Origin of the sequence: Paenibacillus litoralis (assembly GCF_046244365.1) — a bacterium.
Taxonomy (GTDB): Bacteria; Bacillota; Bacilli; order Paenibacillales; family NBRC-103111; genus Paenibacillus_V.
The window spans coordinates 2020515-2044711 of the sequence record NZ_CP176395.1 but is presented as its reverse complement, the minus strand read 5'-3'; the positions used below and the strand labels follow the sequence as shown (position 1 = coordinate 2044711).

At 47.5% G+C, this 24197-nt stretch carries 20 protein-coding genes; 4 read left to right on the top strand and 16 right to left on the bottom strand.

The window, feature by feature from the left end; translation table 11 throughout:
• Nucleotides 1–259: 259 nt before the first annotated feature.
• From ACKGJP_RS08345 to ACKGJP_RS08330, 4 genes are all read right to left on the bottom strand, one after another.
• The gene (locus tag ACKGJP_RS08345; RefSeq protein ID WP_409345198.1) at nucleotides 260–1153 is read right to left on the bottom strand and encodes a carbohydrate ABC transporter permease; all 894 of its coding nucleotides are present in this window, start codon (nucleotides 1151–1153) and stop codon (nucleotides 260–262) included.
• 24 nt (nucleotides 1154–1177) lie between these two features.
• Nucleotides 1178–2062, bottom strand: coding sequence for an ABC transporter permease (locus ACKGJP_RS08340; RefSeq protein ID WP_409347104.1), 885 nt, complete (start codon nucleotides 2060–2062; stop codon nucleotides 1178–1180).
• 89 nt (nucleotides 2063–2151) lie between these two features.
• Nucleotides 2152–4440, bottom strand: coding sequence for an AraC family transcriptional regulator (locus tag ACKGJP_RS08335; protein ID WP_409345197.1), 2289 nt, complete (start codon nucleotides 4438–4440; stop codon nucleotides 2152–2154).
• Nucleotides 4441–4533: 93 nt separating this feature from the next.
• Nucleotides 4534–6162, bottom strand: coding sequence for an ABC transporter substrate-binding protein (locus ACKGJP_RS08330; protein ID WP_409345196.1), 1629 nt, complete (start codon nucleotides 6160–6162; stop codon nucleotides 4534–4536).
• 283 nt (nucleotides 6163–6445) lie between these two features.
• On the opposite strand from ACKGJP_RS08330, the gene ACKGJP_RS08325 reads away from it, so the two are divergent.
• Nucleotides 6446–8518, top strand: a complete 2073-nt coding sequence (locus ACKGJP_RS08325) for a hypothetical protein (protein ID WP_409345195.1) — start codon at nucleotides 6446–6448, stop codon at nucleotides 8516–8518.
• A gap of 546 nt (nucleotides 8519–9064) precedes the next feature.
• Here the strand turns inward: ACKGJP_RS08325 and ACKGJP_RS08320 are convergent.
• From ACKGJP_RS08320 to ACKGJP_RS08310, 3 genes are all read right to left on the bottom strand, one after another.
• A complete protein-coding gene (locus ACKGJP_RS08320) occupies nucleotides 9065–9544 on the bottom strand; it encodes a hypothetical protein (protein ID WP_409345194.1) in 480 nt (159 codons plus the stop codon).
• Between the two features lie 381 nt (nucleotides 9545–9925).
• Nucleotides 9926–11116 (bottom strand): IS256 family transposase, encoded by a 1191-nt coding sequence (locus tag ACKGJP_RS08315; RefSeq protein ID WP_409345074.1) that lies wholly within the window; start codon nucleotides 11114–11116, stop codon nucleotides 9926–9928.
• Nucleotides 11076–11633 (bottom strand): hypothetical protein, encoded by a 558-nt coding sequence (locus ACKGJP_RS08310; protein ID WP_409345193.1) that lies wholly within the window; start codon nucleotides 11631–11633, stop codon nucleotides 11076–11078. Before ACKGJP_RS08310 ends, ACKGJP_RS08315 begins: the two co-directional genes overlap by 41 nt.
• A gap of 315 nt (nucleotides 11634–11948) precedes the next feature.
• Between ACKGJP_RS08310 and ACKGJP_RS08305 the strand changes: the two genes are divergently transcribed.
• A complete protein-coding gene (locus ACKGJP_RS08305) occupies nucleotides 11949–12287 on the top strand; it encodes a transposase (protein WP_409345192.1) in 339 nt (112 codons plus the stop codon).
• Nucleotides 12288–12519: 232 nt separating this feature from the next.
• Nucleotides 12520–13119 (top strand): transposase, encoded by a 600-nt coding sequence (locus ACKGJP_RS08300; protein WP_409345191.1) that lies wholly within the window; start codon nucleotides 12520–12522, stop codon nucleotides 13117–13119.
• Between the two features lie 379 nt (nucleotides 13120–13498).
• On the opposite strand, the gene ACKGJP_RS08295 is transcribed toward ACKGJP_RS08300, so the two are convergent.
• The 7 genes from ACKGJP_RS08295 to aroC form a co-directional block, all read right to left on the bottom strand.
• Nucleotides 13499–13996, bottom strand: a complete 498-nt coding sequence (locus ACKGJP_RS08295) for a hypothetical protein (RefSeq protein ID WP_409345190.1) — start codon at nucleotides 13994–13996, stop codon at nucleotides 13499–13501.
• Nucleotides 13997–14147: 151 nt separating this feature from the next.
• Entirely contained in the window at nucleotides 14148–14990 is an 843-nt protein-coding gene (locus ACKGJP_RS08290; protein ID WP_409345189.1) for a tyrosine-type recombinase/integrase, read from the bottom strand.
• 267 nt (nucleotides 14991–15257) lie between these two features.
• On the bottom strand, nucleotides 15258–16208 hold the full coding sequence (locus tag ACKGJP_RS08285; protein ID WP_409345188.1) for a metal-dependent hydrolase: 951 nt from the start codon (nucleotides 16206–16208) through the stop codon (nucleotides 15258–15260).
• Nucleotides 16209–16670: 462 nt separating this feature from the next.
• Nucleotides 16671–18431, bottom strand: coding sequence for an ABC transporter ATP-binding protein (locus ACKGJP_RS08280; RefSeq protein ID WP_409345187.1), 1761 nt, complete (start codon nucleotides 18429–18431; stop codon nucleotides 16671–16673).
• A complete protein-coding gene (locus ACKGJP_RS08275; protein WP_409345186.1) occupies nucleotides 18428–20167 on the bottom strand; it encodes an ABC transporter ATP-binding protein in 1740 nt (579 codons plus the stop codon). The genes ACKGJP_RS08280 and ACKGJP_RS08275 overlap by 4 nt, the downstream gene beginning before the upstream one ends.
• Before the next feature lie 258 nt (nucleotides 20168–20425).
• On the bottom strand, nucleotides 20426–21130 hold the full coding sequence (locus ACKGJP_RS08270) for a TetR family transcriptional regulator (RefSeq protein WP_409345185.1): 705 nt from the start codon (nucleotides 21128–21130) through the stop codon (nucleotides 20426–20428).
• Between the two features lie 256 nt (nucleotides 21131–21386).
• The gene (gene aroC, locus ACKGJP_RS08265) at nucleotides 21387–22445 is read right to left on the bottom strand and encodes a chorismate synthase (protein ID WP_409345184.1); all 1059 of its coding nucleotides are present in this window, start codon (nucleotides 22443–22445) and stop codon (nucleotides 21387–21389) included.
• Between the two features lie 116 nt (nucleotides 22446–22561).
• On the opposite strand from aroC, the gene ACKGJP_RS08260 reads away from it, so the two are divergent.
• Nucleotides 22562–22711 carry a LysR family transcriptional regulator gene (locus ACKGJP_RS08260; RefSeq protein WP_409345183.1) on the top strand — a complete coding sequence of 50 codons (150 nt, stop codon included), beginning with the start codon at nucleotides 22562–22564 and terminating at the stop codon, nucleotides 22709–22711.
• 116 nt (nucleotides 22712–22827) lie between these two features.
• On the opposite strand, the gene ACKGJP_RS08255 is transcribed toward ACKGJP_RS08260, so the two are convergent.
• Nucleotides 22828–23277, bottom strand: coding sequence for a hypothetical protein (locus ACKGJP_RS08255; protein ID WP_409345182.1), 450 nt, complete (start codon nucleotides 23275–23277; stop codon nucleotides 22828–22830).
• Nucleotides 23278–24051: 774 nt separating this feature from the next.
• On the bottom strand, nucleotides 24052–24177 hold the full coding sequence (locus ACKGJP_RS08250; protein WP_409345181.1) for a hypothetical protein: 126 nt from the start codon (nucleotides 24175–24177) through the stop codon (nucleotides 24052–24054).
• Between the last annotated feature and the right edge of the window lie 20 nt (nucleotides 24178–24197).

The window sequence follows — 24197 nt, the reverse complement described above, 5'->3', positions numbered from 1 at the left end:
TTCTCCCTTCATTCAGAAAATACTGTAGAAAAACACTGCCATTGTGTTCTCTCAAAATTTCATAACCGTCAAAATTATAGATGAGATTGTTTAAGATTGGTTTAAGATCGTAAGGACAGAACATCCGAAAAAAGAAAAAACCGTCCTTATATCGGACGGTCCTCTGTCGCACAGTTTTCATTTTATGGAATTAAGGGGCTGTGATCCCGACCACACCGGCACCTTCGGATTCCTTCGGCTCGGCTCGATGCCTAAGCGATTACCCTTTGATGGCCCCAATCATCATCCCTTTAACGAAATACCGTTGCAGAAAGGGATAAACCATAATGATCGGCAAGCTGGACACAATGATGATGCCAAACTTCATCAAATCCGCGATCTGCTGCTTTTCGGCCGCTAAATAAACGTCGTCCAGACCCATGATCTCACCGGAAATCTGATTTTGAATCAAAATCTGACGCAATACCAATTGCAACGGATAGGCGGAATGTTCGCTCAAATAAATCAAGGCGCTAAAATAAGAATTCCAATGATCCACGCCGTAAAAGATCGCCAGCACGGCAATAATAGGCATCGATAGCGGCACGACGATCCGGAGCAAATATTTGATATCGCTGCATCCGTCGATCATCGCCGATTCCCGAAGTTCGTCCGGGATGCTCGTTTCAAAAAACGTGCGCGTAATGATGATTTGAAACATGCTAACCGCATTGGGGATGACCAGCGCCCAGATGGAGTCGAGCATGCCCAGGCTTTTCACAAGCAAATAAGTCGGAATAAGCCCGCCGCCAAAAAACATCGTAAACACGAAAAGAACGGAAACGACTCTTCGCAGCATAAAATGCTTTCGAGATAACGCATAGGCCGCAGTGATCGTCATAACCAAATTGATCGTAACCCCGACAGCCGTGTACAAAATCGTATTGCCATAGCCGCGCCATATGGTCGCACTGGCAAAGATCCGTTCGTAGCCTTTCAGCGTAAAAGCTTTTGGCCATAACCATACGAGGCCCTGGTTGACCGCTTCCGGACTGCTGAACGATGCACTGACGATGAATACTAACGGATACATCACAACGATGGCAATGCCGATGAGACCGGCGTAATTGAACACATCGAACCATTTATCGTGGAGCGATTGTCGTTTGAACATGATAGCAGCCCCCCGTCCGTTTTCCTACCATAAGCTGGACCCGCTCGTGCGCTTGGCGATCGTATTCACAGAAATCAGAAGGATGAAATTAATGACCGCATTGAACACGCCGATAGCCGCTCCGTAGCTGTAATTGTTTTGCAGCAAGCCGATCTTGTAAACATAAGTGGAAATCACTTCAGACGCGCTTAAATTAAGCGGATTTTGCATAAGAAACACTTTCTCGAATCCAACGGACATGATGCTCCCGACGTTCAGGATGAGCAGGATGACGGCCGTCGGCACGATGGCGGGCAAATCGATGTGAATGATTTTTTTCAGTTTCGAGGCACCGTCCATATAAGCTGCTTCATATAAATGCGGATCGACGGCAGACAGAGCGGCCAAATAAATAATCGAACCCCAGCCCATACCCTGCCATACGCCTGAAAAAACGTATACGGTCTTAAACAGCCCGGCGCTCCCCATGAAATAGACTGGACTTCCGCCTAACGCAACGATAATCTTGTTAAAAATCCCTGTCGATGGCGAAAACAGAATAAACATCATGCCGACCATAACCACCATCGAAATGAAATGCGGCGCATACGTCAAGGTTTGGACGAAAGCTTTAAACTTCTTATGGCGCACCTCGTTGAGCATCAAGGCCAATACGATCGGGATCGGAAACGAGACGACCAGCCCGTACAGACTAATCCCCAGCGTATTCTGGATCACGTTCCAAAATTGATAGGAACGGAAAAATTGCCTCATGTGCTCGAGCCCTACCCACTTGCTTCCCCAGATCCCCAGCGAGGGCACGAAATCCTTAAACGCAATTTGTATGCCATACATAGGGACGTAATGGAAAATTACATAATAGATCAGAGCCGGCGCTATTAATAAATAGAGTTGGTAATGCTCTCGCATGTTGCGCCATAATTTGTGCGTCCACAATAATGGAGGAGCGGTAAATTCCGTCTTAGCGATTTTCAACTGAATCCCCTCCTGCTCCGCGGTTATGATTCATTCCTGATCGTTCTCCTTAGTGTTCTGTAGTTGCTGGGAGAGGTGCCGTATAGTTTCTTGAATTTTTTATTAAAGCTGGCAATGTCAAAATAACCCGCATCATGAATGACATCTTTAATCAACTTGTCGCTGTTCGCCAACTGATCGCACACTTCCTTCATCCGCAGCTCCGTCAAATAATCCATCATCGTTAGTCCGGTTTTATCCCGGAAAGACCGGCTCAAATAGGGCGAGGACATCCCGATCGCTTCCGCCATGTCGCTAAAATTGAAATTTTGGTCTCGGAAATTGGACGCGATATGTTCTTTGATCTCTTCCACCAAATCCCTGTCCGCACTTCCGATCCTCTTGCTTGTGTAGTGGCAAATGTTAATGCCGATTTCATACACATTCGTTTTCAACTGCTCCACGGTCTCGAATTGGGCGAGCTTGGTTAAATCCGGCATTCCCCCGGGCAAATGCTCCCACCTGATATTCAAATCGCGCACGACTTTCATCAAGGTATTGATAATCTCAAAGCAATAATAACGCGCCATATAGAGCGGGATATTTTGCTGGCTCAGTTGTTCGGTAACTTCGGTAAGCATGTATTCCATCTGTTGAACATTCCCGGATTCGATGCTGATGCTCATCATGTGGAGCTTTTCGTAAGGCTGCCAGTTCGACGGTGTCGAGTCGGCGATCTTTGCATAGTGGATAATTTGCCCGCCTCCCCGCAGTAACCGGTAGTCCAATGCCGAGGAAGCTTCCACCATTGATTTGGAAATATCGTTCCAGCTGTCGTATACATTCCCAACGCCGGCACTCAGTTTTAGCCCCGATTGCGCTTCCATATACGCTTTGATTTCCGCTATGCCCGATTCAATGAACGGAATGTGGCCCGTATCCGAAACGATATTCAAAATATAGACCACTTTGCGGTCATCGAATCCCTCGACACGGTAGATGTCCATTTTCCCGGGCCGGGTCCATTTCATCTCGGAATCGGGTACGTCCATTAACGCTTTTTTGGAGGTATCGGCGGCTATGATAACGACAAGAAAATAAGGAAGCGTGAAGTGCAAATCGCTTTCTTTTAGAAGGAATCTCCATTCGTTTTCATCCACGATGTGTCCCCGCAGCAGCATGAGGAGCAAATGGCTCCGAACGTACTGCTTATGCTGCCCGATCCGGTCCACGAGCTCTTGATTGGATTGGGCGACATTTTGAATCGCGTGGCGAATAAACGAAACGTCGTCTTTGTAACCGTATGAGGGCGAAGCCTGGTTGCCTTCCAAAATATTTCTTAACTTGCGAATCGGCACATAGTTCAATAGCAGAAACGAGAAGGCAGCCAAAATTCCGGCCACCACGACGATCGCAATGCCCTCATAGACCGAGCGTTTGATACTAAGCACTTCTTGCAGGTACTTTTCCTTCGGCACGAGGGTAAGATACGACCAATCATTGAAACCGGAATGGACAATATTGGCGATATACGCCTTGTTGTCATATATCAGGTTGGCCGTATTGCCCGTATGCTCCGGCTGCATAACGGACAAATTTCGGATGGAAGCCAAATCGTCTTCGTCGATTTCCCTGGAGGATGCGATCAATTCGCCTTGTTGATTCAGAATAACGGTCGTTCCGCCGTAATCCGCCAGTATATCGAAGATCATCGCCTTTATTTCCGACTCAGCGACAAAAAACAGCGCAGTTCCGTAGACATAATTTTTATCCGGAGGAAGCGGATAGGCGAACAGGATAAAATTTTTGCTGGCATGCAATCCGTTAATCATCACGTTCGGCGCGGGGGTCACCCAGCGGCTTCCGGGAGATTGAAGCGTCTGTGCAAGTTGATCCTGGACAGGACGCGCAAAAGTGAATGACTGGGTTAGAAAACCATCCATAGAATAGTTGCCTGTTGACGAATAGATGACAGGGTCTTTGTTCATGCAAAGAAATAATTGATAAATAAACCCGTCGCTATTGGCGTATTTCTTCAGCTCCAGGTAAGTCTGATATTGGCTGTAGCTGGATTGGGATACCTGGTAGGGCGTCAATTGCGGGTTTAACGAAATTTCCACTGCAATTTTGTCCAAACTTGCCAGCTTCTTATCCAGTGTATTGCGGACCTGAGCAAGCATCTGCATATTGGCCGTTACAATTTGCCGTTCCATTTCCACCACGATATTTTTAAAAATCAAATAAGACATGACCGCCAGCGGCAAAATGAGCAGGAGCAAGTAAGATAAAAGATATTTGAAGAAGGTTTTATTTCTAATCAACAGCTCCTTCAATCCGCTTACCCCCCCGATTCTTCCGTCTGATCGATGCTTACATTCCGCGCTACAGCGCAGAAAAACACTGTAGCGCGGACCAAGCGGCAGCCATTAATTGCTTTTTTGGTAGCGATCGTACACTTTTTGGTACACGTTCACCATTTCATCCATTTGCATTTTCTTCAGCGTATCCGTAAATTTATCCCACTGATCGAAGGAAGTGTCCCCCATAATAAATTTGACCTCCATCTGCGTCACATAATTGGCGATATCGGTCTGAATGGAAGCCACCTTCTTCTGCTCGTCTTCCGTCATGTACGTATTGGGAAACGCCATCTTCGCGTAAGGCATGTTATATTTGTTGGCCGACGCGACAACCTTCTTGTCGTAATCGTTCAGCTTTGTTGCATCCAGCAGGCTGCTGGAATAATAATATGGCATCGATCCTCCGGCGGACGGCGTCATGGATAGACGGAATTGCACGGAAGTCATCCCTTGCGGTACGGGCGCTTGCTCCCAAGTGCCATCCGCATTGTCGACATATCCGGTTCCTTTGGGACCGAATTCCGCCATTTTCGTGCCTTCCGACGAGAAGAAATAATCGGCCCACCGAATCAGCGCTTCCGGCGATTTGGCCGCTTTCGTTATCGCGAAATGCCCGCGGCCAAGCGGAGAACTCAAATAGGTCGCTCGTTTGCCGTTATACTCCATCGGGGCGAAAGCGACGTATTGGTTTTCCAATTTCGCCCCGGCCGTTATGATGCTCCAGTGGAAATACGCGCCCAATTGCTCGTTGGCCCCTTTGGCATTTTGCTGCGACGAGGTCATACTGAACATTTCCGGATCGATCAGTTTTTCCGCGTATAGCTTGTTCAGATATTGCAGAGCTTCCTTGTACCGGGGATCCATCGCCGTCGGTATCATTTTGCCGTCAACCCCGACTGCAATATTTTTATAGTTCAGCAGTCCGAATACGTTGGCGATAAACAGATTCAAGTCCTCTTTCATGAATGAGAAAGGAATCTCGTCGGGCTTGCCGTTTCCGTTCGGGTCGCCTTCTTTAAACGCTTTCAACACCTTGTACAACTCATCTTTGTTTTGCGGAGCTTGCAGATGAAGTTTATCCAGCCACGATTGATTGATCCACATCAGCACCGTTTCCGCGCTTGAAAATTCATTGATGTTAGGCAAGGTGTAAATATGTCCTTCCGGAGTCATCAGCTGCTTGCGGTATTCGGGATGCGCTTCAAACAGTTTCTTCAGATTGGGCGCGTATTTGTCGATCAAGCCTTCCAGGGGGATCAAGGTCCCGCTGCTTCCGTTTGCCAGTACCTCCTGATCGGTCAGACCCACTGTGAGCGCATCCGGAAGATTGTTGGACGCAAAAAGGAGCGATTTCTTCTCTGCGGCGTTCTCCGAAGGGATAGACGTCCAATCGATATGAATGTTGGTCATCTTCTCGTATTCTTTATAGACCGGCATCTGATCCAGCGGAGGATTTCCCGCGCCTTGCAGTCCTGCCATCTTGACGGTGATTTTGTTGTTCACGATTGGAAAACCGGATGGATTCAGATTGGAATCGTTTACATTTGGACTCGTTGAAGCAGGCTTTGTTGACCCCGTATTTGGAGAAGGGGCGTCTTTCCCCTCGTTTTTGGGGTTGGAGACACAACCCGTTATTGCTGCCAACCCTACTGCCGTTGCGACCAGCCCCGTATACCATCTGGCTTTGCTGCTCATCTTGCACATTCCTCCCCTAATTTGATTGGTTCAAGTTTGACTTCTTCATGATAAGGAGTGCAGTCGGTATCCGTAAACGCATTCATTTTTGCGCACTTTGTTTTTTTTGACATGCGCCGGATGTTCAAATAAGCGGCTTCAGCAGATAGCTATACAATATACGGGTAAAGAAAAAGCGTCAAGAAAAGCAAATTGCCATAAATAATGACCATTTACTTCCCGGGGGCCCTTCAGTACGATGGGGACGTTAGCAAGTTTCCCTATGCAGAAAGGAAGCGAAAACATGGACGGTACGCACACGGACTACGAGTTTGACCCGATTGTCCCCTTCTTGTTTATCGAGGAGGACAAGGAGAACATGCTGGCGGCGCTGCGCAAATTGCGGCATGAAACCGGAATCAGAAGAGTATTGCTTGTTTTCCCGGTATGGAATGGAGAGGCCAAAGGACCGTCGGCTTATCTGGCATACGAAAAATTTGGCGACTTGCTGCACGAAGTCAAACAGCATCTGGCAAACGACGGCATGGAGATTGGCTGGTGGTGCGCGCCTACGCTAACGCTGGGACCGGACGCAGACCGAATGGAAGCGGATTCCCTCCGCCTCCAACCTATCGTCGGGCTGGACGGAACCGTTTCCCAGTCGGGGTGCTGCCCGATCGATCCGGACTACCAGCGCTTATTCAGCTCTTATGTAAGGACGATCGCAGAGAGAGCTCGTCCTGCCATCATCTTGTTTGAAGACGATTACCGGCTGAGCTCCAATTACGGGGTCGGATACGGGTGCTTCTGCCCGCGGCATCTGGAGCGGTTCTCATCCAGGATCGGGAGACAAGCCTCAAGGGAGGAACTCGCAGCGCTTTTCTGCGCCGGGGGCGAACAGGCCGTGGAATACCGCAGGCTATGGGCCGAGCTGATGCGGGATTCCCTGGTCGAGCTGGCGGCCCGCTTGCGTTCGACGGTTAACGAAGTCGCGCCCGATACGCGCATGGCGCTCTGTCAGCCCGGCATGTCCGATTTCGACGGCGACATGACCGGACCTGTCGCCCGCGCTTTCGCCGGAACGACCAAACCGCTCGTACGCCTCTGGGGAACTTCGTACCGATTCGACCATGCGGACACCTTCCCGGATATTACATTTCACATGCTTTACTCGAAGCTTGCCTTGCCCGAGGATTTCGAAATCATCCACGAGTCCGATCCTTACCCCCATTCGCGCTTCTTCTTCTCCGCGACTAAGCTGCGGGCATTGATTGCACTGTCGATGTTTTACGGATTTGACGGCTCTTTGTCGTATATTACCCAATATACGGACGGTCCGCTTGAGGAGAAAGGGTACACGGCCATGATCAAGGACAGCCGCAATTTCTTTACTTCCTTGCGGCGTTCCGTCGAGGGGTTCCGCCTGGCCGGCCCGCGGCTGCTTTATCGGCCGCTTGCGCATGTGCATGGGCACATCCAGCATGGACGGGGCAGTTATCGCACAACGCCCGCTTGGGCGCAGGTGCTGGGGAAATTCGGCATTCCTTGCGCGCCGTATACTTCTTCCGACACTGCGGGTTCCCTTCCCCTGCTCGTAAGCGGCGAGAACGTGCTGGAGCTTTCGCCGAACGAAATTATGTCTATGTTGAGCGGGAGCGTGTTCCTGGACGGACTTGCGGCTTCCTATTTATGCCGGATGGGGTACGGGGAGCTGATCGGCACCGAAGTGACCGAGCTGGGACCCGATGAACTGCGGAATATCGGCCACGAGCGGGTTACGCCGGCGAACATATGGCGCGAAAATACGGAAGGCACGCGCATGTATTTTTCGGATCAGGCGGGCACCCGGGAAGAGTCGGGCGCCTATCGGCTGAAACCGCTGGCCGATGCGGTGGTCCTGTCGCAGTTTGTGAGTGAAAACCGGGAAGTTGTCTCACCTTCGGTTGTGTCGTACACCAATCGGTTGCAGGGGCGCATCGCCGTCTTGGCCTTTAATTTGCAAGCCAATCGCAACGAATCCGTTCTGAACTACAAACGCAAAGAGCAGTTCAGAGGCATCCTGGAGTGGCTGGGACGCCAATCTCTGCCGATCTATGCAGTACAACCAAGCCTGTTCGTCGCGGCGCTGGAGCATCCCGACAACGGAATGCGAATGGCTGCCCTATTTAACTTGAGTCTCGACGAAGCCTCCAGCATCCAGCTTGTGACCGATCGAGCCTGGTATTCGCAGAACATCGAGTTCCTTGACGATCACGGCGTATGGCAAGCGGTTGGCAACGCTTTCTGGAAGGAAGACGATAAGGGGCACTATCGCTTGACGATCCCTAAGTCATGCTCCACGTTAAGGCCGTTGGTGATCCGGTTCTCCAAAGGTTGACGAGTCCTAAGGGCAGCAGCAATCTTTGCGGCTCATGCCCGTACGGACACGTTTTGAAAAACACGTCTCACGTCACAAAAGGCCGTCAAAGTAATCGACGCCCTAATTGACACCGCTTTAAAGTATGGTTACGAATCACCCGAGGCATTTTCCAGAGCGTTCAAAAAAATGCATGGTGTAATGTCAATGTCTGCGCGCGAAATAGGCATTGCACTTAAGGCCTATCCTCGGTTATCCTTTCATATTTCGATTCGAGGAGATGTGGAGATGAACTACAAAACCGAGGAAAAACAAGGGTTTGAAATGTTCGGCGTTTCGATTGTAGTCAAGCCGATGAAGATTTCTTAGAGCAACCATTTGTTGAGATCCCTAAATTTTGGGCCAAGTGTGTATCCGAGTTTGGGGGAATGGTTCCCGAGCTCTAATTACGAATTCGCAAACGGCCCCGAATTTGAAATGACTTACGATCGAGGCAACAACATGTGCGAAATTGAAGTTTGGGTCCCTGTCGTTAAGAAGCCTGGTGCTTAAGTCAACTAACTCTGCTCAACAGCTAAATAAAACAAGGAGCGGTTTGCCCACGGCAAACTGCTCCCTGGTTCTTATTCGCAGGACTGACCAGTTGCACGGAGAATCGGGAGACATTACGCAAAAGGGATTATCGAGACATTCCGGGTAACCGATTTTATGGCCCGGTGCATGCTTAAATGAGGTCGCGTAAAAAGAAATCGTCTCTCCAGGGATACTTTCGACGTCTAATTCATTAGCGGAAGGGATCGGTTCGGAGACGCTCATGCCATTTGCGGCCAAATACCGAATCCATTCCAATTCGGCTGCCAAACCTGCTGGGGAACGCAACGTGCTCGGCGTAAAACGAAAAATGTATTTGCACCCTTCACGCGTATAGGAAAAAATGAAATTTTGAAATCCGCCAATAAAGGACAGTTCCTCCGTGTGCAGCCCAAAACGTGCTGCGCCTTCTGCTGTGCTCTTGTCTCCGAAAAGCTTTTTAATTTGCGGGTCCATAATTCTCCTTTATAGTGCGATTGGGTATAGTTCGTTCAAAGAAATCATAAACAGTCAGGGCTTTTGAGGTCAACGGAAAAAACTATCATAATTCATGTTTTACCATTTGCGTTAAATTCCCCTTTAGGTGAGAAAAAGGCCGCCGATCATGCCGGCCGCCTCGTGGTGATTTATTGAACTCTCGTATCCGTTTAGCTCAAAAACCGCTATCTATTCTTGAGTTAAAACAATCTCTTTGGTAGCGTCAAGAAGTTTGTGTAAGGTTGTAGGGGGATCCATCGGAACGATGGATAATCACTTGCTTTTTAAATGTTTGAATGTTCTGACGATTTTTTTGGCGGAGGAGGACAGAGCCCAAGCGAAGGCGCGGGAGCTGGTTTTTTATTCCTCTTTAGCTGTTGAAGCCGGATAGCGTTCCTCAAAGATCTCAGTCAGTTTTTTCTTAACCGCCGGATCTCCAAACCCACGAATGACGCGGTTCTCGAAGCGCTCATTATACTCTATGGTATCTAGATAAATGATCTTCTCGGCAGCGTCAATGTTTGTTAAGCTGTTCATTGGTTTTAGCCGCTTCCGGAATTCTTTGTTCATGCGTTCGATGGGATTCGAGGTATAAATGGCTTCTTTGATCAGCGCTGGGTACTTGTAGAAGGTGAGCAGTGTGGGAAGCTGATCCTCCCAGGACTTCATTTCCCTCGGGTACTTCTTGCCCCATTTTGCCTTTACGGTATCGAAAGCAGCCATAGCCAGATCGTGATCGAGTGCGTGGTAGATTGTTTTCAGATCGTCGATAAATTCTACCTTATCCTGCACGCGAATCTTTGGAAACGTAGACCGAACCTTGTGAACTATACAGTGCTGTACGTCAGCCTTCGGATACGTTTCACGGAAAGCGTCATCGAGCCCAGGAAGGCCGTCAAACACGCCTAACAAGACTTCCTGAGCACCGCGCTTGTACAGGTCCTTCAAGACGTCGCGCCAACCGTTCGCACTCTCTTGACCGCCTACGTAAAAGCCGAGAATCTGCCGATGTCCGTCTTCATCGATGCCCATGGCAAAGTAGATCGCTTCACCGCTAACCGTGCTGCGCTTGAGTTTGACGTACAGGCCGTCTAGGTAAATGACGGAGTAGCGTCTTTTGAGCGGCCTGGACTGCCACGCATGGATATCCTCCAGTACGGTTGCCGTAATGTTACTAACGGTGGTAGGCGAGTAATGGCTGCCAAACATGCTTTCAATGAAACGAGCAACATCGCGGGTACCCATACCGCTTTTGTACATCTGGATGACCGCCTCCTCCAGCCAACCGTCACGCCGCTGGTAAGGTTGAAACACTTGAGTCTGGAAGTCGCCGTTACGGTCCCGCGGAACCTGTAAATCCTGGATATGCCCAAACTTGGTATGGAGAGAACGTTTGTAATACCCGTTGCGGCTATTGTGCTGAGCTCGTTCGTCATCGTCCATGAAGCTATTCATTTCCGCTTTCATGATACGCTCGAGATTTTCTTGAACAAACTGAGTGACAAGATTTTCAAATAGATCGGATAGGGTTGTTTCGTGTATAGTTGCCATGAGTAGGGTTCCTTTCTTGGTGACGTCGCAATCCCGAGAATACCCTACTTTTTTGTTGCTTGACTAGGCTCCAATTCTTGGTACACAAACAATTGTACACCGTCATCTCTTTTGGGTTTGCTTTAAACCTTCTTCTCTTTTCGTTATCAATAACATGCCAAGTATGGTCATCCGTCGGATCAGCAACAAATGACTTTATAGAAAATTCATCAAATTGTATTGTCAAATCATTTGTTATTACTTCAATAATTAAGTTTTTAATTTTTTTCCCTAACAGCTGTTTTAATGGTTCAAAAACTTCTTGTAATTCTTCGTCAGTCTCTACTTGTGCTTGTCTTGATCCCAACAATACTTCAGTTTGATTAGCAAAATGCCAAGTTGGTTCAATCCAAATTATGAAGCCTTTATCCTCACCAGGTTGACAATTAAGGTATAGTATCAAGGAATTTCCTGCCAACCTGCAAAAAGAAATCTCTAAATTAACAAGATAAGCTCTTAAAATAATTGAATTATCCAAAAAATCCCCCCAACTCTTTACTGGAAATTCGCGAAGTAATTGAGCTATCCTACCTTTTAGTTTAATAAAACAAGCAGGTTGCCGCGGCACCTGCTCTTTATTTTGTTATTCAACTATCGTGCCCGTTAACATTCCTGTAGGTGTTAGCAGATTGAATTTGCAGAAAAAAGTACGCCTCGCTACGATGAGTATGTACTGGGTTGCAGCCCTCAGAACTCACCTTAGGAGGCGTTATCATGAAGTCTAATCCAATTAAGTCTCAAAATCAACGTGTAGAACGAATCTGCACTACCACTCTGGTTATAGGCATCGACATTGCCAAGGAATTTTCGAGGTATTGTCCTCATCAAGCGCCCTATTCTATTTTCGAATGACCTTGCTGGATTTGAGCATTTAGAACATAGCATTCGGAAATTACAGAAGATGCACGGCATGAATGACGTCGTTGTGGGAATGGAGAGCACCGGTCACTACTGGTTCAATATTGCCAACTGGTTGGTGGGTCAAGGAATTGATGTGGCTCTTGTCAATCCAATGACAACCAAACGCAATAAGGAAAACAGAGATAACTCACCTTCCAAGAATGACCCAAAGGATGCTCTGGTCATCGCCGATGAGTCGCGGGTTCTACACACCCTTCGCTCCAAAGGATGAAGCATTCCGCCGCATACGGGTTATAGTTACAAATAGAGAGCACTGGGTTGTTAAATCAGGACGGATTAAGAACAGAATCCACCGCTGGCTCGATATCCGGTTTCCAGAATACAGACAAGCATTTGATGACATTTTTAGCGATCGTTCTTTGGCCACTTTGCGTCGGTTCCCAGCCCCTTCTGACCTATTGCTGCTAACTCCGGAGCAAATGGTACAGATCTGGGGTGAGTACATGGCCAGACCTGGCGGGGTGCGAGGTAAGAACAAGGCAATGGAGCTTCAATCACTCGCTAGACATAGCGTGGGAGACACTACTGCCCTTGAAGAAGACAAATGGGAGCTAAGGCACCTCATCGAAGAGTATGAAAGAATCTGCCGAATCATTGATGAAGCGGACGAGATGATTGAAAAAATACTGCCTGAAATTCCTTGTTCAGATCTCGTTCGATCTGTCGGTGCTTCCGTTCCTGCAACGGCTGCCATATTAGCATTTGGCGGGGACTTACGTAAGCTGTCTCACGGAAATCAGTTATTGCGAAAGGCAGGATTGAACTTAGCAGAACGAAGTTCCGGCAAGTATAAGGGGCAAATCAAGCTCACCAAACGAGGCAACTCACTACTGCGTAAGCATCTGTACTTCACTGTGTTTCACCTGTTATCTTTCAATGGAGCGTTCCAAGCCATGCATGCGCACAATACCGAAGTGAAACGAATGACGAAAATGCAGTCCATGATGAAGCTGATTGGGAAACTGGCCCGGATGCTTGTAGCCATGGCGAGAGAAGGACAAACATTCTCCATGGATAAGGCCCAGCCACCGTTTGCAGCATAAAGTAAATCGTAACCCAGACACGTAGATTGGCTCATTCGCAGGATCTGACAAAGAAAGCACGGAGTACCGAGATTTTTACGCTTTAGGGCATAGACCCGTTCCGTTAACGTTGATCGGACTCCACACCTTGGATAGATAGGACGAAGGAATGTGAGGGCAAAGACCCGTCGAGATTTGGGAGAGTGAATCCCCAAGGACCTTGTGGAGAGAAGCGTGCAGCATACCATTTTTATGGAAGATGTTGTAAAAATGTTCAGCACCTTCTGTTCCCGCATACGCTCTAACGGAACTGCCTGCCCCACACTACCCAAACACCTGAACTCCTATTTAACATGCATATTGAAATCCTGCGAATGAGCGAGCATTCGTAAGAAAATCCTTATTCTCTGAGGGAGCTTAACGGTCTGGTTGCCGTATACAATTCAAAAAATCCAGGTTTGTTTGCATCGTTCACTTCGAAATGTCCATAGACCATTTCTGGAACTCGCATAGAAGTTTCAAAAAAACGATCCATGGCTTGATAGCCCTGACGTTCATCAGCAATTGGGATGTCAGAGACAAGTCCATATTCGCTTGGTGGGATGTTGATTTTAGTAAACCATTCAGGCACCATTTCATCATTCTCAATCTCTATCGCTACGATAACGGAAAACGTGTCTGGTAATTGTTTTTCACCCGATGGGAGAACTGCATAAACAATGTCCCTATTAATCCAACCAGGAAAGTGCTCGGCTGCCGTTAGAAGGCTATGTTTGGCTACATTGAAAAGACTAACTCCCTTATCAGCATAAGGCCTTCCTCCAACAAATGGGATACCAACTAACTTAATTTCATTTCTTTTTACACGTACTGCCTCAAAATTACTCACGTCATTCATTATTAGAATCACTCCCTCTGAAATTTTTAGCTTTCGTTTAAATTCGACACCGACATTCCAAGCCCTCCATTTAATTCCACTAAACTGCCCTTTAGTTTAACAAAAAGTGGAGCAGTTGCCGCGACATACTGCTCCACTATCGTGCAGTATGCTAAAAGTACCGACGGTAAAGTTCTCGCCGGCGTTCCCCGCGCAGCTGGGCATATATTTGAGTGGTTGATGCTTTTTCATGCCCCAACATGCCTTGAATGAAATCTAATGGTGCTCCGTTATCAAGGAGCTGGCACGCATAGGTATGACGAAAACGATGTGGATATACATTTGTTTTGAGCTCTCCCCGATTAGCAAGCCGTTTTAAAGCCCACCTAATCGTCGGAATAGCCATTCGTCTTGTAGGATGTGTATCGGTTACAAATAAGGCCTTGCAAGAGTCCTCACGGCTCGTGAGATACTTCTTCAACCACACTTTACACTCGGTTGTAAAGTAAACCTCTCTCTGTTTTGAACCCTTTCCATTTACAATTGCGGAGCAATTCTCAAAGTTCAGGTCTTCTACGTTTAACTTTTCCACTTCTCCAATTCGACAACCGGTACTGTAAAGGAACTCTAAAAGAGCCCTTTCCTTCAGGGACTGACAAGAGATTTTTAAGTGAATGACATCTTCCTCGATCAAAAACTTAGGAATGCGTTTATCCATTTTGGGCTCGCATAACTTCAAAGAAGGATTCGAGGTTAAGTATGTTTCTTCATAGGCAAAGCGGAATAGTGAACGAACGAAACGAATGCGATGTCCTAGGCCGCTGGGTTTCAACCGATCGGACTGCTTTGCCAAGTATTCCTTCAACAAGTTCAAAGTAACCTCAGAAATATCCAGGTCACCTAGTTCTCGTGTCAGCATCTTGAACTGCAGGACATAGGCTTTCAATGTACTCGGACTAAACCCTTGGATACGTTTATCAGCTTCATACAGTCGCCATAACTCACTTAAAATCATAAATAAAAACCTCCCATAAAAAGCGCTAATAATTCTAGTTTGCTTCTTTTGGAAGGTTTTAATCTGATTATGTTAGCGTTACCCGTTAGCGTAATATACAAGGTTTCATGATTGGACACCAAATCGGTTCTCAGATCTCACTGTTGTTGCCTGATAATAAAGTCGTTTAAAACTGAAGCTAAAAACGCAGTAAATCTGGCACTACTTACGACGCGGTTGAAAATACCAACAAAGACTGGTAACCAATTTCCATTAATTGATGTGAAATTATAAACCATTTTCCTTTAAAAAATAATCTCTTTGTAATCCTGTTAATTCACTCCAACCGTCAATAAAGTGAAAAACAAAATTTTCACCTGACGCCTTGGAGATAAGGATCGGAGTACCGTTAGTATCTTTCAATTCTTTGATTACCTGAGAGACCTTCTCCCCTTCTTTTGGTTTTCTATAAGAAACGCCACTCTCGGTCATTATTTTTGATGGCTTATCGTAGAAATAATTCACATTGACACCCTTGCTGTAATCACCTATAAGAGGAATATTTGCTCTAACCACTCTTTGAATATCGATTAGATCATATGACCATTGGAACCAATCGAACAAATTCAATGGATGTATCATGTTTTCCCCTGGAGGATACACATGCACTACCGCTTCTTTTGACAGCAAATAGTTATCTTTAACATACTGTTCTACAAGTGGTTTGGTTGAGAATCTTACTCCTAAATATAGCAAACAAAAAATTAGCGGAATTATTACAAATCGGCTATTAATTTTACGGGACCAGTAAAGAATTGCTCCTATAACAAGAGGAATTGGAATCCATGGATCGCCGAGTAATATCATGTCTAACGAATAATTCCCATTAATTATTGGGTAAAACAACGGTACTTCATGTCCTAGTAAATCAAAAAGTAAATGTCCTATTAGTAGGGATAGTGTTAGGGCAAGAAGTAAAAATAAAAAGGGGATGCACTTTTGAAGTAGTTTTGCAATGATAGCTAATGGAATGACCATTAAGGGAGCAAAAATAATCGAATGACTCCACGGGGACACATCTCTTCCTCCATATATATCTGGGAGCATCCCAGCTAAAGCGCCCAAAAAAACAAGCAACAAGTTGCCAGTTCCTTTAATGTTATATTTTCGCACTAAAAAAATGGTAGGTAAAACACCTCCAACTAGATGGGTTAATACATGGAAAAATAAGAAGATCACTTATTTACACCTACTCTTGATTGATAAAAGAATTATATTTCATAATACCATAATCCCAAAAATCATTTCCAGTTTGTTCCACTTATTTATTTTACGAATCTCCCGTTTGTAGAGTTACCATGGCATAGTTTTAAACTACTTTATTCTCAAATTAACAACTTTATTATAAATGCAACAACTGTGCAAAATTGCCCGTTAGTTCAACGACCGCCTCATTCGTCCCGAGTAATATTCAAGTATCTTTGTGTCGCGTGCCCTTTAATTAAGCACACTTGTGTCGCTTTAATGCGACATAAGTGTGCTTAATTAAATTCGATTAACATACTCTTTTTAAGTGATTTTATTTGATTAGTTTTGTGTCGCTGCACAACAAGAATCCCATTCCCGCGTACAGCCACTGCTTTCAATTTTTATTTGCGCGGTAACTGCAAAAAAGCCCGCGGTTTCCGCGGACTTCGTTTGTTACGCATATTGCAACCGATATAGCTGTGCGTACCGGCCGGAACGCGCCAACAAACGCTCATGGTTTCCTTCTTCCACCGCTTCTCCATTCTCCATGACGATAATACGGTCTGCATTGCGGATCGTGGATAAACGATGCGCGATCACGATCGCGGTCCGTCCCTCCAATAGCCGTTCCAATGCTTGTTGAACGAGTTCCTCCGATTCGCCGTCTAGCGCGGATGTAGCTTCATCAAGCAGCAACAGCGGTGCATCCTTCACCATTGCGCGCGCAATGGCGATACGCTGGCGTTGTCCGCCAGATAATTGTGTGCCATGTTCGCCGACACGCGTATCCAAACCGTCGGGTAACCGATGGACCAATTCCTCCAAACCCGCTTCGCGCACGGCTTGCCAAATCCTTTCATCGGTTGCCTTGATATTGCCCCATGCGATATTTTCTCGAATCGTGCCGTCAAATAGATAACAGTTTTGAGGTACATACGCGATAAGCCCTCGTACCGCTTCCTGTGAATACCGCTCACGCGGCTGCCCAAATATTTGAGTGTCCCCACTGTCCGCTTCCGCGAGCTCCATCAAATAGCGAATCAGCGTCGTCTTGCCTCCGCCGCTGCCGCCAACAATCGCCAGCTTTTCGCCGTTTTTGACTTGTAAGGACATTTTGTTAATAACGGGCAAATCGGTATCGTACGACACCGTGACGCATCGCATATCGATCGCATGCTCCGCATTTGCATCCGGATTTGCTGTATTTTCTCGCACTCGCTCTTCGGGACGGTCAAAGATTTCCTTAACTCGCACCGCGGCAATCGTTGCGTATTGCAGCTGATGGTACGAGTTGGTCATCATCAACACGTCATTATTGATTTGCGACTGCATGAGCACGATGAACACCACGGTACCTAAATCGGTCATTCCCATGTGAACGAACACACTGCCCGTGATAAGCGTAAAAACAATCGCGCTCCATTGTATGGCAGAACTTGACGATGAACGCATCGCGTTATAGTTAGCGCCTTTCATCGCATAGGAATAAGCGGTTCCGGAATCGGTCTCATATTGTTCCCGCATATGCGAAGCAAGCCCGAACATACGCACGACGATGCTGCCTGCAATCATGTCGATCATTCGCTGGGTCAGGGCCGACATGATGCCCATTCGTTTCGTATGCCACGTGTATTCTCTGCGAATGCAAGCCAGGCTTGCATAGATGCTGATGAATACAAATATGAGATTCATCATGCCGATGGCAGGCTGCTTCACGATACAAATGATCGTGGATATCAGGATGCTGACAGGGATGGCGAATAAACTGCGATCACCGGTCATCATGGATCCGAAAAACGCGGCGGTACGTTCCGCATCCAAGCTCATGCGAACGGCCAAATCGCCGGACAATTGCCGATCCGCCTCCGCCGCAGGCATCGCGGTCAACTTTGCGAACAGATCCTTGCGTATCTGTGCAAGCCCAAGGACGTATATTCGTGAGGTATGGTAATTAACGGCCGATATGACAATGATGCCTACAAGTACAATGACGGCAACAATGCCGATCGTATCCAGCATCGCTGCAAAGTTGCCCGTTGCGGCATGCGCCGTCGTCTGTCCGATTAAATAGGCGGAGGTGATCGACATCCATGCGTTCTGCAGGATGCTGATCACGGAGCATAGAAGATAGCGCGTTCGCCATGACCGAATGAACCGCCAAGACCATGCCATCATTCGAAACGTGTGCCGGATGCTGTCAATCGCTGATTTCATGTGTCCGCCTCCTGCGATTTATAGAGTCGATAATATACGCCCTGTAACTTCATCAGTTGTTCATGCGTACCGCTTTCCGCAATTTGGCCGTCTTGAAGGCATAATACGCGGTCGATATTACGAAGGGCAGACAACCGGTGCGCTATAACGATCGTGGTGCGTCCCTGCATGAGTCGTCGAAGCGCTTCGGACACCAATGCTTCCCTTTGCGTATCAAGCGCGGAGGTAGGTTCGTCAAGCAAGAGAAGCGGAGCGTCCTTCACCATCGCGCGTGCGATCGCGACCCGTTGCCGCTGTCCGCCGGAAAGACGAAGCCCGAGTTCGCCGATTTCACGCTTCGCGTCGATATTGTTCAGCAGCGCGGCGTCGATCGCGGCTTGAATGTGCTCGTTCGTTGCGACTCGATTTCCCATTGCCACATTGTCCCATATGCTTCCGGCAAACAGATACGTCTCCTGCCCCACATAGGAGATGTGTTCGCGAAGCGCGTCCGTCGACCACCCCTCTATGGCATGGCCGAATAGCGAGATATCGCCTCCATGCTTACGGTATAACGCCATGAGCAATTTGATCGCGGTTGACTTGCCCGAACCGCTTGCGCCGACGAGCGCAATATGCTCGCCTCGCTTGACGGAGAAGGATAACCCGTTTAATACGGGCGGCTTATCCGGATAGGAGAACACTACGTTATCGAACAGGATGGCGTCTCCTTCCGGATTCCTTTCCGTTCCGCCCGTCGGTTCAGACGACAGATCCCACAGTTCGAATACGCGAGAGGCGCAACCGCGCGCTGTTTTGAATGCGGAGAGGACGGATGAAAAATCTCCGATCGGGTTTCTGATGAAAACGCTCAATATAATGACTGACATGACGCCGCCGGAAGTGATGTGATGGATGCTTGCCAAATAGACGCCGAATCCGCAGATGATGATTTGCGGAAGGAAGAACAATACCTGCCCTAACGGGGTGAGCAATATTGTCGCGCGGTTGGCATTGATTCCGCTATCGGCCGCTCGATCCACTGCCGCGTCGTAACGGTGGCGCAATCGTTCACCCATATTGTACGCCTTTGCGACTTCGTAGCCGCCCATCATATTATTCGCAATGGAAAGCGATTCGCCGGCCGCTTGCTGCCACTGTAGTACGAAGCGGGTTAATGGAGCCGAGATTTTCACTTGCAGTATCGCGATAAGCGGCACAATGGCAAGCGAGAATAGCGTTAATTGCCAGCTTATAAGGAGGGATACGATAAGTGCCACGAGGCCGATGATTTGTTGCGGCAGCCGCACCGAGAAATAATTTTGCAAAGCCCCGTTGATTTGGCCTAAATCGCTATTGGCGCGAGATAGGATGTCACCCAACCGTTGGGCATCAAGGGTCTGTTTGTCGATCCGGGACACGATCGCAAACGTTTTGTCGCGCATCGTGCGGTCGCACAGTTCGCTGTATTTGATTCCGAGAAATTGTTGCAAATATTGCGATGGAATAAATACCGCGAGCGATATCAAGAGAAGTGCCGTCTGCTTGTTAACGATCGAGCCCGTTGTACCATAATTATCAATGATTGCATGTAGACACTGCGTCATGACGCTTAATATGGCAGACGTTAACAATGAGAATAAGATCGTTGATGCGAGAAACGAGGCGTGATTCGCATTGACTGACAAATAACGTTGCATGACTTGTATTGTGCTTGGGGTTGCTTCATGCGTAACCGGCATAATGCCTGTGTTCATTTGCCCATCTCCTTATGAATGAATAATTCATTCAATATTATTCATGAATTATAGCACGCCAAGGCGTGCCGAGTTTGAGGCCATAATACCGGTAGTGTTGTCGATTTGGACCGCTCCATGTCTCCTGTTTAATTCCAACGTTATTTTCATACTTAAAATCGGACGTTTATCCCCCTTATTCAGCGAATGAACAATTCACTCAATTTTATTCATTTATTTTAGACACGCCTAAGCGTGCCTGCATTATTATAGTTTATGTCACTTGCGGTCGATTGAGTAAGCCCTCGCCACGAGATCGACGGCGATTTCACGGGCTGCATCGCGGGGTACTGAGATGTCGGGCATTAAGATGTTCGCGTTCATTGCCCACCACGTCAAAATATCGTTGATGCATTGCACGTGCACACGCGGGTAATCGAGTTTCCGAATTTCGCCGGAATCCATATAGATCGTCAAGTTATGCTCGAAAACTTGGAAGAACTTATCCTTCGCCGGGAAAAAGGCGTTTGCCAATTCACGAAGGATACTCGCGTTCGTTTCGATATTTCCGGTTGCAAGAAGGATGTCCGCGCTCATATCGAAAATATCAGATACCATCTGTTCGAAGCGCTTGATGATCGATCCGTTTGCGTCCGCAATGCGCAGAATATCATTGAAGATCCGGTCATGGAGCTTCACGTTAAGCTCATTCAAATGGTTCATGTCGGCTTCTTCGACCGGCAGCACAATATCGGAGTCAAGATAGTCTTTCTCCAATGACGCGCGGATGACAAAGGTCAGGATGGCTTTCTTGCTTGTAAACAGATTGTAGATCGTGCCGGTGGCGACACCAGCCGCGGCAGCAATTTCAGATACTTTTGTATTCGCGTAATGTTTAGTATTGAAAAGCCTGCCCGCATGAAAATAGATGCTTTGAAGTCTTGCGTCAGCCATGTCACACCTCGAAATGAATGATTCATTCATATTTTATACACGTAGATGTCGGTTGTCAATCCTATCCAATCAAAACAAGTTATTTTTCTTATGAATTGCTTTCTTATCTTTATTTTTTATAGGGGGAACAATTTTAACGTAACCTCGTTAATTTAGAAAAACGGCAATCCCTATATAAGCTGTCGTCACTTCTCCTCTATTGAGCAATCGTATCCCGTTAGGTTAATGATAAGCAGGCTGTAACCTTGCAGTATTGAAGCCTAGAACGATCAAATGTAAGTGGTTTCTATTCGTCCAACAAAGCAGCTTTTCGCTTGAAATGATCTTCAATCACCATGCACGCCATCGCTTCTATCACGGGTACGACGCGAGGGCAGATGCACGGGTCGTGCCTGCCAATCGTTGCGATCTCCCGTTCATTGCCGTCCGAGTCGACGGTCCGCTGCGGAACGGAAATGGATGAAGTCGGCTTGACGACGACTCGGAACACGATGTCCGACCCGGTACTGATGCCCCCAATAATCCCGCCTGCATGGTTGGTCCGAAATCCCCTCGCGTCCATTTGGTCGTTATGTTCGCTTCCCCGCATCGAAGCCGCTTGGAAACCTGCCCCGAATTCGATACCTTTGATCGCGCCGACGGACAGCATCGCCTTCGCCAGCTCCGCATCTAGCTTATCGAAAACTGGCTCCCCCAGCCCCGCCGCAACTCCACCGATCCGGCATTCCACGATGCCCCCGCAGCTGTCGCCCTCTGCGGCTAAACGTTCGATCCGTTCGATCATGCGCCCTGCGGCCGCGAGATCGCAGGCCCTCACCGAGTTGAGTTCGATGGAATCAGCATCAAAGGTCTCGCATTGGATGCCGCCGATCTCGGTTGTATAAGCCAGGATTGAGACACCCCGCCGTTCCAGCAACTTGCGCGCCACCGCTCCTGCAGCCACTCGCGCGGCCGTCTCCCTGCCTGAAGCTCTGCCGCTGCCGCGGTAGTCGCGGATCCCGTATTTCTTCTCGTAAGTGAGATCCGCATGCCCTGGCCGGTACATAAATTTGATGTCGTCGTAAGCAGATGGATGCATGTCGGTGTTGTTCAGCATTATGCACAGCGGCGTCCCCGTCGTACGGCCCTCGAAGAGGCCGGATAAGATGCGAATCTTATCGTATTCCTTCCTCGGAGTCGTAACTGAGGATTGCCCCGGCCTTCTGCGGTCCATCTGAATCTGGACGTATGCTTCGTCTAGCTCGACGCCCGGCGTGATGCCCTCCACGATGACGCCTACCGCCTCTCCGTGGGATTCCCCAAACGTGGTCATTTTCAACCGCTCTCCGAATGTGTTTCCAGCCATGTCCATGCACCCCCGATTCATCAGAATTCCTTCTACTTCAGTTTAGGGGTATACTTGAAATAAATGAAATCGTAATATTCAATAACTGTCATAGAATGGATCGATAGCAAATAATCATGAACACAGAATGGTACCGCGTTTTCCTGCATATCGCTGAGACTTCCAATCTGACCAAAACCGCGCAAAGCCTCCATATGACGCAGCCTTCCGTGAGCTACGCGTTCAAGCAACTCGCTGAATTGACAATTTTCCGTCGTAAACCTTAAAAACTGGCCATAATGTTCAAAGGACTACCGATAATTTACCGGTAGTCCTTAAAATATAAGCTGCCGATCGTTTCCTCGGTAGTCTCGTTGTCTTGGATATTGAGCTCTAGTACCCGTTAGTGCAGTTCTTGTTTACAGTCTTCTTGAATCCACTCATATAGTTCTGGCGAACTTGCGCGAATCGTTTTCAAACCGGTCCTTATCACGATATCGCCTTTTATAGGAGTAGCGTGTGAAATACCGCTCCCATCTGGCATTGTTCCATGAACCCATTTATACGCTTGTGAAACTGTAATCAATCTTCCGTCATTCATTTGTATTTTTATTAGCATTGAGTACTTTCCAAACTCAGCCATTCCACCAACAATTTTTGAACTGTTGATCCACCCGACCACTTTTGTTATTCTGTCTTTTCCTGATCCATCAGTATTTTTATACATTTGCTCGTACTCTCCAGGCATGTTTCTAACAACCTGCATGGATGTAACATCATCGCCCTTAAGCAATGGAATTATTGATGAGCTAGTAACGGTCAAGATCATTATGGATAAGAGAAACATGTTCATTCCTTAACCTCAATTCAATTTTTGGTTTATTTTGCTCAGAATCTGAAGAACAATTCTCAGAACGCATAATTAAACTAATCTGCCCGTTCCATTTCCAGTTTAAGCCCCCCCCCTCCCTCAACCGTTTTTTGTTCAGTCGCGGCTAAGGATGTTCTTGTCCCAATTCGGGTAACGATGTAAGTTCTTGTCCAGCGAAAAGGACAAGAACTTACACATAAAAAAATAAAAAGCCGCAACTTTCATTGAATGTATGTTCTTGTCCTCCCAGAATGTCAACCATGGCCTGACGGCCACAACGTAAGAATCAAAATCAATCTGTGGAGTATGTTGTCATGTTCTTGTCACCTGTGGGGCATGTTGTCGAGTTCTTGTCATTGACCCAAGACAAGAACATGACAACATAAATGAAAAGAGCCGCGATATACGCGACTCTTAATGTTATATTTTTCTTGTCAGCCGACAAACTTCTTTTTCTTACTTCTCATTCGTCATGCACACTTCGTCATTCAACCGATTATGTTACATGTTCCCCTTTCCGTCTCTGTCGGACGACAAGAACTTGACCCGCTTGTCATCATAAAAAAACGATCAGGATTCATCCCTGATCGTTTTTTTATGTTTCTTATACAAAATTTCTTAAGGGCGAATACCGTTTTCCTGTACACCCGGCGTTTGGTCCGCATAGCGGGCCGCTTGCCGTTTGCTCTTGTCTGTGCGGTTACGGGTCGTCGGCCACTCTCACTCCTTTGGCATAGGCGGCGCCCGCATGCGATGTCAGCAGATGCAGCGTCGCTTTTGGCCCGGCGGTAGCAGCTCCTTTCTCCGAAACTTCGCGCCGAAAGCCGCAGTCATCATAAGCGCCAGTCCCCCGAGCGCCGCTTTTCGTTTGAATGTAGACATGCTGTTTCCCCTTTCTCTCT

Bases quoted from the DNA above. Each gene is read 5' to 3' on its own strand.
- ACKGJP_RS08345 (WP_409345198.1), bottom strand. From the start codon at position 1,153: ATGTTCAAACGACAATCGCTCCACGATAAATGGTTCGATGTGTTCAAT.
- ACKGJP_RS08340 (WP_409347104.1), bottom strand. From the start codon at position 2,062: ATGCGAGAGCATTACCAACTCTATTTATTAATAGCGCCGGCTCTGATC.
- ACKGJP_RS08330 (WP_409345196.1), bottom strand. From the start codon at position 6,162: ATGAGCAGCAAAGCCAGATGGTATACGGGGCTGGTCGCAACGGCAGTA.
- ACKGJP_RS08325 (WP_409345195.1), top strand. From the start codon at position 6,446: ATGGACGGTACGCACACGGACTACGAGTTTGACCCGATTGTCCCCTTC.
- ACKGJP_RS08320 (WP_409345194.1), bottom strand. From the start codon at position 9,544: ATGGACCCGCAAATTAAAAAGCTTTTCGGAGACAAGAGCACAGCAGAA.
- ACKGJP_RS08315 (WP_409345074.1), bottom strand. From the start codon at position 11,116: ATGGCAACTATACACGAAACAACCCTATCCGATCTATTTGAAAATCTT.
- ACKGJP_RS08300 (WP_409345191.1), top strand. From the start codon at position 12,520: ATGGCCAGACCTGGCGGGGTGCGAGGTAAGAACAAGGCAATGGAGCTT.
- ACKGJP_RS08295 (WP_409345190.1), bottom strand. From the start codon at position 13,996: ATGAATGACGTGAGTAATTTTGAGGCAGTACGTGTAAAAAGAAATGAA.
- ACKGJP_RS08290 (WP_409345189.1), bottom strand. From the start codon at position 14,990: ATGATTTTAAGTGAGTTATGGCGACTGTATGAAGCTGATAAACGTATC.
- ACKGJP_RS08280 (WP_409345187.1), bottom strand. From the start codon at position 18,431: ATGAAATCAGCGATTGACAGCATCCGGCACACGTTTCGAATGATGGCA.
- ACKGJP_RS08275 (WP_409345186.1), bottom strand. From the start codon at position 20,167: ATGAACACAGGCATTATGCCGGTTACGCATGAAGCAACCCCAAGCACA.
- ACKGJP_RS08270 (WP_409345185.1), bottom strand. From the start codon at position 21,130: ATGAATGAATCATTCATTTCGAGGTGTGACATGGCTGACGCAAGACTT.
- aroC (WP_409345184.1), bottom strand. From the start codon at position 22,445: ATGGCTGGAAACACATTCGGAGAGCGGTTGAAAATGACCACGTTTGGG.
- ACKGJP_RS08260 (WP_409345183.1), top strand. From the start codon at position 22,562: ATGAACACAGAATGGTACCGCGTTTTCCTGCATATCGCTGAGACTTCC.
- ACKGJP_RS08255 (WP_409345182.1), bottom strand. From the start codon at position 23,277: ATGAACATGTTTCTCTTATCCATAATGATCTTGACCGTTACTAGCTCA.
- ACKGJP_RS08250 (WP_409345181.1), bottom strand. From the start codon at position 24,177: ATGTCTACATTCAAACGAAAAGCGGCGCTCGGGGGACTGGCGCTTATG.